Below are 11932 nucleotides of genomic sequence, written 5' to 3' on the forward strand. Positions count from 1 at the left end.
ACGCGCAAAATAAGATTGCAACGTCAAATTGTCAGGGTATGGTTTGAGAAGCTTTCGCACGAGGGAATTTGTCCATCCGACACCGTTGCAGAGGTTGTAGGCCCTACGAGAAGCGTCTAAAGCAAATCAGGAATTCATCTGCCATGCGGTTGTAGAAATCTATAATCGCAGTTTGAAATGTGTGCTTAGACATATAGTCATTGCCGAATTGGGTGAATGTCCTTTCTACGATTTCGGGCAATGTGATCTTGCCTGAGGCTAATTCTATTAATGCTTTTTCAAGTGCTGAAAAACGTAACAAACGCTTACGACGCAACCAGATGAATTTATCCTGCGAAGATGACTCCATTGCCATCGTTCGTGTTGGGATGATCGCAGAGAGCTTGCTTTCCTCAGGACTGATTTGCTTGTCATAGCCTCGTCTACGAAAGTCAAACCATCGAGCTAGGATTCCATCCTCAACTAAATATTGATGCCAATTTGACGTGAGTCCGAATAACCCCATCTCTAGTTGTCGTCTAATAATATCGCTACTAAGAGACGGGTATATTTCATCCATCGCGTTGCGGTGCGCGGAATAAAACTCTTTGCCCATGCTAAGTACCTGTTCGCTTGTAAGGTGCTTTGAGCGAGCGAAAATGTAGGAGTCGCTTGAACCGGTGATGAACTGGTCATCTACCAACTCAACATCGTAGCGTTCTGGATTCAGCCTGATGTCGGTACCGCTGTAGGGGCTTAGAAATGTTGATGCACACTCCAAAACACCCGGCGCTGCATGCATCAAAGACAAAGCTAGCTCCAGCGATTCTTCAAAGGTTTTAATTGTTTCGCATACACCACCGATGATGAAATTTGTGAAGATTGAAACTATGCCACTGTCGTATAGCATTTCGGTGGCTTCAACGATTTGCCAAGTTTCAATTTCCTTTCTGTATAAATCGAGGATATTCTGATTCCCAGATTCAGATCCCACCTGAGCGCGAACTAAGCCAGCGCCCACCATTGTCTTGGCCATATTAATATCGCGACAGAGGTCACTTACTTTCGCTTCGCAGTACCAAGTTGCGTCGACGTGCGGATGGAAATTTTCTGCGATAGCCGCAGATAGATCATAGACTTTCCGCGCATCCGAAGTGAAAGTATCATCCGTAAATGCGAAGTATTTAGTTGCAAAGGTATTTTGCAGGTATTTCATTTCTTCGATAACACGCGCGACCGAGTGACGCCGCAACTTTACCGAAGTCCCCTCAAAACAAAATGTGCACTTCGAAACACATCCTCTGGCCGTGGCAATCATGGAAGGGTCCATGTATCTTGGATCGAAGCTTTCTCGCTTTGGAATTGGAAGTCGATCGAGATCCAAGTTTGCTTTGCTATGTGGAGAGTGACCGAATTTTAGCTTATCACCGTTCAAATACGCCAAATTTGGAACCTTCTCCAAAGTTCCGTTGTTTCGGAAGAGAACGTTCATGAGGTCTAAGACGCAATCTTCGCCGTCGCCTGTGCAGACATAGTCTGCAACTTTGTTATTCAATATTTGTTCGGGTTTAACCCTCGCTTCCGGTCCGCCAAAGATGATCGGACAGTCTGGATGCATAGACTTTACTACGGTTGCGCATCGAATTACTTCGTGTTCATTATCCGCCGATACATAAAAACCTAGCAGTGGCTTTTCTTGGCTTCTTTCCAATTCCCATATTATGCGTTTCGTAACATTTTCACCAACTAAGATTTTTGTCCTGAAGCCTTTTTCTTCGACATAGGTAGAGATATATAGAAGGCCCAGCTGAAATCCGCGTTCACGGGAGTCTATTCCGTCGTAAAGCGCATTTACCAATATTAGATTTGGGGTTTCATCCGATTTCATTCCGAAGCCTTTGAGCCAGTGCATTCTCAATTCCCTGGAAGACGCGTGACTCAAAGTCTGGGGGGAGAGGGTCGGTCCATCTTGGCTGTCCCGGCACAACCGGGCCTCCACCTCCTCTTCTAGGTGGAAAAATAACTGGTCCATCGTCCGGGCCGAGTGGAGGACCGTTGGGGTCCCACCCATCCAATTGACCGTCGGCAACTTTCTTAGAAATGATTGAATGTACCTTTTTGGCTCCAATAACCGCGACTACACCTGCAGCAACATATGCCCATCCGCTTTCCGCACCGCCTTCATTACCAAATCCATTACGCCTGCTGTTGGAATACAGGCGGTCAAATTCTTCTCTCGGGATTTCGTCTAGTCTGAACTCTGGCAGTTCATAGATTTCATTTGGCTCGTTCAAGCCTAGCTCCTCAATGCGAGAAACCAGCTTCGATGTATATTGTTTGATCGGTTCGGAGGCACTTCCTTCTTCGAGAAAGCCGAAGTTGAATGAGGGCAGGGCTTCGCTTGATGGCCTTCCAGTTTCAAGGGTGTGAGCGGCGAACGCTTCGCCCACCTTGACAGAGAACTCTTTCAATTCATTTTCGCGCATTAACTCCCCCTTGCGATGCTGAGACCAGAACCTAATTGACTGGTTGCAGTGTTGGACGATCTACTCATAATCCTGTGGCTTGATATTCAAGTCAAGGTTGTACGGTATTCTTCTGATCGTATCTATATCTACGCTGTAGTTGATCTGTCTGTGTAGTTACAAAACGGCCAGATATCAAAACTGTCTAGGAAGGGATTTAGTGAGGTTAAATGTTGAAAGTTCTAGCAGGAAGGAAAAGGCTATCGGTTGGGGTGTCACGGGGGAGCCAAAAGCGTCGCGCTTGAATGAACGCATTTGGAAACAATAGAGACGGATCGGAAAGTCCGACCCCAACCAATTCAACGATCTATCGATACAAGCTGCTCACACCTGAGCCAGATCGCGCAGACACCTTGGCCAAATCATAATCCTTGTGTCGGGGGTTCGAATCCCTCCTCCGCTACCAACAACTCCAATGACTTAACTGAAAATCAGCCCAAAATCATGTTGCAGATTCCCTGCATCGCGCGCTGTGAATCCGGCCATCACACACCACTTTGTCGCTTCCGGTTTTTCTGCCGTCTTTGTCTACGGTTTTTGTCTGAGTGCCGTTATGCTGCCTGCATCATGGCCATGCTGAAGACAGCTTCGCTACCGATACCACACGAAGAGGAGACGGCTGATGGAATGCCGATTGCTGGGATTGCCGGTGCAAAGCGGCGCCGGACGCAGGGGATGCGAGATGGGACCGAGCGCGCTGCGCACCGCTGGCCTTGCCGAAGCGATTGCAGCGCTCGGCCATGAGGTGCGCGATTTCGGCGATCTTACGCCCGCCCCGCAACGGCCGGTCGCCCATGACAATCCGGTCCTCAAACAGCTCGGTGAGACTGTGGCCTGGCTCGATGCCATCGTTGAACGCGCCTATGCGATCAGTGAGACGGGACTGCCGATCTTCATGGGCGGCGATCATGTTCTCTCAGCCGGCAGCGTTGCCGGTGTCGCCCGCCGCGCACAGGAACGCGGCCGCCCGCTCTTTGTGCTCTGGCTCGACGCCCATCCCGATTTCCATACGCTCGCGACGACGGAAAGCGGCAATCTGCATGGCACCCCTCTCGCCTATGTCTCCGGCCTGCCGGGCTTTTCCGGCATCTACCCCGACCTTATCGCTCCGGTCGACCCGAAGAATATCTGCATGACCGGCATTCGCAGTGTTGATCCGGCGGAACGCATGGCGCTGCGCCAGAATGGCGTGACGGTGAACGATATGCGCGCCATTGATGAAAACGGCATTGCCGTGCTGCTTTCGGCCTTTCTCGACAAGGTCGCCGCCGCCAATGGCATGCTGCATGTCAGCCTCGATGTCGACTTCCTCGATCCGCAGATCGCACCTGCCGTCGGCACGACGGTTCCGGGCGGCGCGACATTTCGCGAGGCGCATCTCGTCATGGAAATGCTGCATGACAGCGCTCTGGTCACCAGCCTCGACCTCGTCGAACTCAACCCTTTTCTTGACGAGCGCGGACGCACGGCGACGCTTCTATGTGATCTCACGGCAAGCCTGCTTGGCCGCCAGGTGATGGACCGCCCGACCCGCAGCTTTGGATGACCGCCTCACGGGCCGAAAACAGGCCCGGTGCCGTGAACGGCAAGATAGCGGGCGAATTCCTCCGCCGGAAGGGGCTTCGAAAAGGCAAAGCCCTGGAAGGTTTCAATACCGATATCGCGCAGGATCTCGGCATGGCGCAGGGTTTCAACGCCTTCGGCCACGAGCCCGACCTTGCGCGCCCGGGCGATATCGACAATTGCCGCAATCACCTGACGCTGCACCTCATCGTCAACAATCGGCGCGATCAGTTCGCGGTCGATCTTCAGCCGTGACGGACGCAGCCGCAAAAGCGAGATGATCGAGGCAAATCCGGTCCCGAAATCATCGACTTCAATGTCGATGCCATGCGCACGCGCGGCCGCCAGATTGCGCGCCATCACCGCATTACCCTCGTCCAGATAGACGCTCTCCAGCACCTCGAAACCGAGCCGGCCCGCTGGGAGGTCGAGCATTTCGAGATCCTCAAACAGACCCGGAGAGGAAAGCCGCGGCCCTGAGACATTCACGGAAAGTCGCGGCAGAAAAAGGCCTGACTGCTCAAAGCCACGCAGATAGGCCAGTGCCTTTTGCAGGACGATTGCGTCAATGCGGGCCGTCAGATTCATCAGTTCGACGGACGGCATGAAGACCGCCGGCGCCAGAATGCCGCGCTCGGGATGCCGCCATCGCACCAGCGCTTCCGCGCCACTGACCCGATAGCCTCTGGCTGAAACCTGAGGCTGGAAGAAGACATCGATCTGATCTGTCTCGATCGCAGCGACAATCTCGTCGGCGATCTGCCGGATCCTGGCCGATTCCATGCGCATCGCCTCGTCGAAAAAGCAGATGCTGCCCCGGCCGGTCATGGCGCCGCGCGCCAGGGCGATATCAGCCCGGCCCAGCATTTCAGTGCGGTTCTCGTCACCATCCGCGGCGACCGCAATGCCGATGATCGTGCCGAGCCGGATGAGATGCTCACCAGCAGCGACTGGTTGTTCGACCGCCGTGACGACGGCCTGCAAGCCGGGCGGCAACGCGCCTTCGACAATCGCCCCGCTGAAAATGACAAGGAACTTGTCGCCGCCGATCCGGACCGCAATGGCATCCTCGTCAAGCACGTCGCGCAGGCGTGCACCGATCGTCGCCAGAACCCTGTCCCCGGTGTCCGGCCCATAGGTCAGATTGACATTCTTGAAGTGATGGATGTCGATCAGAAAAAGCGTGAAGGGACCACGGTCCCCGACCTGGCCGTTGCGCCACTGTTCCAGATAGGCATAATTCTTCAGCCCCGTGGCCTCATCATGATCGGCAAGATAGGCCAGCCGGCGGTCGCGGCTGCTCAGCGCCGACGTGCTGTCTCTCAGCCGGTCGTTGCTCCGCCCGCGCACCCACGAAAAATAGAGCGCCAGTATCACTGCCGAAAAAGCCACGGCCGCAGACATGCAGATCACCGCATAGACACCGACCCTCTCCAGAAGACTGAACCCCCAGCCGTTCCGCGGAACAGCGGCCAGCACCCAGTCCGCGGGCAGCAGCCGCAATTCGTCCGGCCCTGGCCAAGACGCCTCAAGCGGCAGCAGCTCCGGATCATTGTCCTGAACGGACAGCGATCCCAGCACGACCTTGCCATCCGCATCGATCACCACGAACACGGCGTTGAACGGGGCGATCTCGTTTGCAAGCCGGGCGAAAAGGGCTGCGACATTGACGACGAAAACCAGACTGCGTCTTTCCGGCGCGACCTTGTCCTGAAGCCGCGACGGTGCCAGCGACTGGACCAGCGCCAAAAAAAATTCACCATTGTCCCGGCCTTGCGAGGTGATCAGGCTGAGGGATGCGTGATGATCGACCAGGGCCCGCGGATCCTGAAACGGCGCACCATGATGAAGCCAGTCGAGGGCCGCAGCATTCACGCCGTGGCTGAAATGAATACCGTCCCTGTCGACAAGTGCTTCGGCGGCGACATCGCTGTTGCGGCCAAGGAAATCCTCCATCAACCGGCTAAAGGCCGGGGCGGAAACCTCGCCGTCCTGTTCGGAAATCACGTTGGCAATGCCATGCTGCAGGGCGGCGATATTGGCAAAGGAGCGCAGCGCATGCTCGCGGACATGAACCAGCACCCGCTGCGTTGCCGCCCGCTGCTCCGCGACCCGCGTCCCCTCGGCCCAGCGGCCAAAAAGCAGCGAGGCGACAAGGATAACAGCGAACATCAAAAGACCGATCAGCACATGAATGCGCTTGCGCAAGCGCAATCTTTGCGTCGGCCCAGACGCGTTGCCTGTCTTCATATATGCGGATCCACCCTCCCGAACAGACACGGATTGAGAATACAGGTGCGCCGGGCATCTTTACAAGCAAAAGAAACAGAACTGCTGATATACAAGCGCATCAGCAGATAAAGGCCGGAACTGTCAGAACTGGCTTCAGCCGCCGCCAATCAGAATACCGGCTGCCAGCACCAGGCCGCCACCCAGAACGACCTGAAAGGCCGCGCGCAGAAAGGGCGTTTCCATGTAGCGGTTCTGAATGAAGGCGATCGCCCACAATTCGCAGAATACGACAACGATGGCGACTGCGGTCGCAACCCAGAAATCGGGGATGAGATAGGGCAGCGCATGACCAAGACCGCCAACGGCGGTCATGATGCCGGAGGCAAGGCCGCGCTTGACCGGCGAGCCACGCCCGGACAATTTGCCATCATCGTGGGCAGCCTCGGTGAAGCCCATGGAAATGCCGGCACCGACGGCGGCGGAGAGACCGATCAGAAAGGTCTGCCAGGTGTCCTGCGTGGCAAAGGCTGCGGCGAAGATCGGCGCAAGCGTCGAAACGGAACCATCCATGAGGCCGGCAAGACCGGGCTGCACAAAGGTCAGAATGAACTGGCGCTTGGCGTGAGAATTCTCCTCCTCCTGAACATCGGCCGGCGTATGTTTCTCGGTGAGCTCCCGCGCAATCGCGCCGTGACCCGCTTCTGCCGCCGCCAGATCGCCCAAGAGCTTGCGCGTGTCGGCGTCGCAGACGCGCTGCGCCGCCGCCCGGTAAAAGCGCTCCGACTGTGCCTCCATGTCAATGGTAGCATTGCGGATCTTTTCCAAAGACAGCGTGCCCATCAGCCAGTCGGGCCGGCGATCATAAAAACCGCGCACATGGCCGCGCCGGATCAGCGGGATGTAATCCCCGAAACGGCGCTTATGCATGTCGATCAGAACCTGGCGATGCCGGTTCTCCACCGCCGCCATGTCTTCAAACACCTTGGCCGATTGCGGAAAATCCACCTTCAGCCGGCTGGCATAGGCCTGATAGATACGGGCGTCATCCTCCTCAGAGGAAATGGCAAGCGCCAGCACTTCCTGCTCGGACAGACTTTCAAATGAGCGCTTGGCGCCGGGGAAAAACGAGGGAGACATTCAGAACCTGTAAAACTTGCATGCATTAGTTTAGAATTATTCTAAACTAATTTGCAAAAATGTCAATCACCCCGCCGCTTGGCACGGCCAGCTCCGCCGCCGCAATGCGGCGCAACGCGGAACGGAGAAGAAGGCGCGGTCAGACTTCTACGGAAACATCGCTCAGCGGGCGCGAGCAACAGGCAAGCACATAGCCCTCATCGATCTCGTCATCGAGGATGCCGCCATTATGCTGCATATCGACCTTGCCGGAGAGGCACTTGACCCGGCAGGTGCCGCAGATACCGCTCTCGCAGGCCGAGGGAATGCGAATCCCCGCCGCGCGCGCGGTTTGCAGCAGCGTGAAACCGGGCTCAGCCTCAACGGTCTTGCCGGTTTCAGTGAAAGAGACCGAAAGGCGCGCATCCGCCTCGCCGCTATCGCCGACAACCACCATCGGCGCCGGCTTGTCGGGCTTGAAGCTCTCCTCGAAATAGCTCTCGGCCATGGGAAAGCCGGAGCCGGCAAGCGATTCCCGAACGGTTGCCATAAAGGGTTCCGGCCCGCAGCAGAATACCTTGCGATCGAGAAAGTCCGGCACCAGAAGCGCAATCTTGGCCTTGTCGATCCAGCCCTTCAGCCCGGACCAGAGCTGGGTACGCTCCAGTTCGGTGACGATGAAGCCGAGATTGAAGAAGGGCATGTAGCGTGCCTTGTATTCCAGCTCCCAGCGGAAAATGATGTCACTGGGTGAGCGGGCGCAATGGATGAAGGCGATATCGGCATCGGGATCGCGGTCACCGAGATCACGCGTCATCGACATCATCGGCGTGATGCCCGAGCCGGCGGAGATGAACAGATATTTGTCGGCCGGATGGCGCACATAGGAAAAATCGCCGAGCGGTCCGATGGCCTTCAGCTTCATGCCAGGTTTCAGATGCTCGAACATCCAGCGCGTGCCGATGCTGTCGGCCTGCATCTTGACCGTAACAGCAATGGTGAACGGCCGCGAGGGCGACGAGGAGATCGTATAGGTGCGCAACACGGGTTCCGGCCCGACCGGCAGTTCAAGCGTGATGAATTGCCCCGGCAGATAGCGGAACCAGATATTCTCGGCCTCCGCGCGGAAGGTGAAGGTCATCACATCCGGAGCTTCCGGCGTCCAGGCCACGCATTCCAGCATATGCTCGCGCGCATTCCAGGGCACCATTTCATCGATATGCTTGAACAGTGGATTTTTCGCCATGAATTCTCAGCTTCCGGGACTTCTCGTTTTCTCAGGCAACGACGGACAAGGGCTGCGCCGGGCCGGAAAGCCGGCGCTCGAGCATATTGGTGTACCATTCAACGAACTGCATCACGCCGCCCTCATCCGCTTCACTATAGGGGCCGGGCTCATAGGCCGGCGAACGGATGCCGCGGGCATTTTCCTCGACGATCCGGCGGTCCTGATCGTTGGTCTCGGTCCAGACATGGGTCAGCTCAGCCAGATCATAATCAACCCCCTCGACGGCATCCTTGCTGACCAGCCAGGTGGTGGTCACTTCGGTTTCTTCCGGTCCGAGCGGCAGGACCCGGAAGGAGATCGCGTGATCGATCAGGAAATGGTTCCAGGTCGTGGGATAATGGAACAGCAGCAGCGTGCCGATATTGCGCGTCGTCACATCCGGCGACAGAAGTTTCCGCACCGCCGGCTTTCCGGACATCGTGTAGCTCTCCGCCCCCTCGATCAGCGGCATGCGGGCGACACGATACTGGCCTTCCTTTTCCATTTCGAACCGTGAGGGCAGACCGCCCGCCTCGCAATGGGCCCAGTGGGCGAGAATTTCGGGATCATCCATCATGCCCTGAACCCCCGTCACGGACGAGGCTTCGGGATAGGTCCGGCAGAGCTCGGGATGATTGGCGGCACAATGGTAGCATTCGCGGTTATTTTCCCAGACGAGCTTCCAGTTGCCCTTCTCCACAATCGTCGACTTGAAGGCGACCTTGGCCTCGGCAATGCGATGGGGCGCCATGTAAGGGCCGATCGCGGCGCGCAACGGGGCAATGTCGGGTGCGTCATCGGCGAGACAGATGAAGATATAGCCGGCAATCGTCTCGCAATGGATGGGCTTCAGTCCGAATTGCGACTTGTCGAAATCGTCACCCATATGGCGGACAAATTGCAAGGTGCCATCGAGATCATAGGTCCACTGGTGATAGGGGCAGACCAGCTTGGCCGAGGTTCCCTTCTCCGTGGTGCAGACCCTGGAACCACGATGACGGCAGGAATTATGCAGCGCCCGGATCTGCTGATCACGCCCGCGGGTCAGGATCACCGCATATTCACCCACCTGAAGGGTGAGGAAGTTTCCGGGTTTCGGCAACTCGCAATCATGACCGACAAACAGCCAGTCGCGATAATAGAATTCCTCCATGTCGACGCGAAAGAAATCCGGATCGGTATAGAAGGGCCTGGCAAGGGTGAAGCCGTCCCTGCGGTTCTTCAGCCCTTCAAGCATCTGCTGGCGTATGGTCATGGCGGCCTCGCGCGATGAAATGAAAGCAATTGTGATCATTAAAACACCGCCCGGTTGCGGCCTGCATCTCATCTACGACATGACTTTCGTGAATGACGACACGCCGTCGCTGACGCGGAAATGCCGGTCGCGCGGCGAATACGCCCGATAGGCGTATTTTTACGTCAACGACACCCAGGGACGCATCCTTTCTGTCCATGATTTTCGGCAGGCCGTCGTGAGATTTCGCCGAAAATTCGCAATTTTCCCAGTTGCAACGGCAATTTTCTGGCTTATCATTTCTGCATACTTGCATATTAGTTGCTGCAAGTTGGATTTTTTGAAGACTTTTGGGAGGTCTCTTGATGTCACAATTTTCACAGCGGACCGTCGCACGGCTGACGGCGTCTGCTGCTCTTGCAATGCTTTCAGCGGGCTTTGCCACTTCGGCGCTTGCCGCAGGCGCCGATCCGTCGCTGTTCAATATTGAAGGCTATGCGGCCGTTGCCGGTGTGACCGGTGGCGGGGTCTATTCGGAGGATGACCCGCGCTATATCAAGGTCGCAACGGCCGATGAATTCCTCAAGGCGCTTGCCAGCATCTCCGATACGGACAATGAGCCCTATCGCGTCATCGAAATCACTGCCGATCTTGATCTCGGCTATGATGAAGCTGGCGGCGATGCCACGGCAGCGAAATATCCCTTCTTCAAGGCGCATAATCCCGCGCTCACCAGCGCTGTGCTGAAGAAAACCGGCGTTTCGAAGATCAATCTCACCGGCTTTGACGGTCTGACGATCTATTCGAAGAACGGCGCGACCATCCGCCATGCCGGCTTCAATATTGATGACGGGCAGAACCTGATCATCCGCAACCTCACCTTTGACGAAATGTGGGAATGGGATGAGAAAACCGCCGGCGATTATGATGAGAATGACTGGGATTACATCACGATCGGCAATTCGAAGGAGACCTCGGTCGGCGCCGTCTGGATCGATCACTGCACCTTCTACAAGGCCTATGACGGGATCGTCGACATCAAGCGCGGCGCCTCGAACCCGGCCGATAGCGGACCGGACACCCAGGCGCAGAATGGAATCACCATTTCCTGGACCAAGATCCTGCCCGGCAGCGGCAATCCGGATTTCATGAAGGAACAGTTCGACGCGCTCGAGGCCGACCGCGCCGCCTATCCCTTCTATGATTTCCTGCGCTCCTTCATGACCGAGGACCAGATCATGGCGGTCGAGATGCCGGTGAAGAAGGGCCACCTGATCGGCTCCTCCTCGAAGAAGGAAAAGCCCGGCTTTGTCGTCACCCTCGCGCATAACTATTACAAGGATCTGCAGGACCGCATGCCGCGGCTGAGAACCGGCGATGTTCAGGTCTATAATCTTGTCGCCGATGCCTCGGATGTGCGTGAAACCATGGCCTGGTACGACAAGCTTCTGGCCGACAACCCGGACAAGGCGGCAAAGCTGAGCGGCGATCCCTACAAGCTGAAGCTCTACACCAATGGCTCGATCTCGACGGAGAGCGGCGCAGTCATGGTGCGCAACAGCGTCTACAAGGGGGTCCAGACGCCGCTGCGCAACAACCAGTCCAAGCCCGAAGATCCGAGCTATACCGGTGCAATCGAGGCCTTCAACACCAGGATGGAACTGCTGGCCGGCGCCGATGACAATCTGATCCCCGCACCACAGTCCACCATTACCGATGAAAGCGGTACGCAATGGATCGTCTGGCAGGGCGACAGCGGTCTATCCGGCACGCCGCTTGGCCCGACCGAAGCACCGCCGATCCCGTTCAAGTGGAACAATGGCGAACCGCCAGCCCCGCAGAACCTGTTCGATACGGACAAGGTGGAAGCCGTCGTCACCAGCGATGCCGGTGCCGGAGCGATCTCGCTTTCAACCGCCGAATGGCTGAACCCGATTAACAAGTGATCGAGAACCGGGACGCCGGCAAAGCGCCTGCGCCCCGGTCCCTTCGGGCTTTTGTCTGATCGCGTCCCAA

8 protein-coding genes are annotated in these 11932 nt (G+C 56.5%); 2 read left to right on the forward strand and 6 right to left on the reverse strand.

Annotated elements, in window-relative coordinates; translation table 11 throughout:
* Positions 1–103: 103 nt before the first annotated feature.
* Positions 104–1891 (reverse strand): radical SAM protein, encoded by a 1788-nt coding sequence (locus HCK86_RS02535; RefSeq protein ID WP_176082878.1) that lies wholly within the window; start codon positions 1889–1891, stop codon positions 104–106.
* Positions 1854–2465: a hypothetical protein gene (locus tag HCK86_RS02540; RefSeq protein ID WP_176082879.1), complete on the reverse strand. Its 612-nt coding sequence runs from the start codon at positions 2463–2465 to the stop codon at positions 1854–1856. Before HCK86_RS02540 ends, HCK86_RS02535 begins: the two co-directional genes overlap by 38 nt.
* A 661-nt stretch (positions 2466–3126) precedes the next feature.
* On the opposite strand from HCK86_RS02540, the gene rocF reads away from it, so the two are divergent.
* Positions 3127–4050, forward strand: coding sequence for an arginase (gene rocF / locus HCK86_RS02545; RefSeq protein ID WP_176082880.1), 924 nt, complete (start codon positions 3127–3129; stop codon positions 4048–4050).
* Between the two features lie 5 nt (positions 4051–4055).
* On the opposite strand, the gene HCK86_RS02550 is transcribed toward rocF, so the two are convergent.
* The 4 genes from HCK86_RS02550 to HCK86_RS02565 all read right to left on the reverse strand — a co-directional run bounded on the left by HCK86_RS02550 (position 4056) and on the right by HCK86_RS02565 (position 9937).
* On the reverse strand, positions 4056–6275 hold the full coding sequence (locus tag HCK86_RS02550) for a bifunctional diguanylate cyclase/phosphodiesterase (protein ID WP_176082881.1): 2220 nt from the start codon (positions 6273–6275) through the stop codon (positions 4056–4058).
* Between the two features lie 177 nt (positions 6276–6452).
* Positions 6453–7436, reverse strand: coding sequence for an iron exporter MbfA (mbfA, locus tag HCK86_RS02555; RefSeq protein ID WP_176082882.1), 984 nt, complete (start codon positions 7434–7436; stop codon positions 6453–6455).
* A 139-nt stretch (positions 7437–7575) separates the two neighbouring features.
* Positions 7576–8661, reverse strand: coding sequence for a hybrid-cluster NAD(P)-dependent oxidoreductase (locus tag HCK86_RS02560; protein ID WP_176082883.1), 1086 nt, complete (start codon positions 8659–8661; stop codon positions 7576–7578).
* A 31-nt stretch (positions 8662–8692) separates the two neighbouring features.
* On the reverse strand, positions 8693–9937 hold the full coding sequence (locus HCK86_RS02565) for an aromatic ring-hydroxylating dioxygenase subunit alpha (RefSeq protein WP_176082966.1): 1245 nt from the start codon (positions 9935–9937) through the stop codon (positions 8693–8695).
* Between the two features lie 344 nt (positions 9938–10281).
* Between HCK86_RS02565 and HCK86_RS02570 the strand changes: the two genes are divergently transcribed.
* Positions 10282–11862, forward strand: a complete 1581-nt coding sequence (locus tag HCK86_RS02570; protein WP_176082884.1) for a hypothetical protein — start codon at positions 10282–10284, stop codon at positions 11860–11862.
* The last annotated feature ends 70 nt before the right edge of the window (positions 11863–11932 follow it).

Origin of the sequence: Martelella sp. HB161492, from assembly GCF_013184775.1 — a bacterium.
Taxonomy (GTDB): domain Bacteria; phylum Pseudomonadota; class Alphaproteobacteria; order Rhizobiales; family Rhizobiaceae; genus Martelella.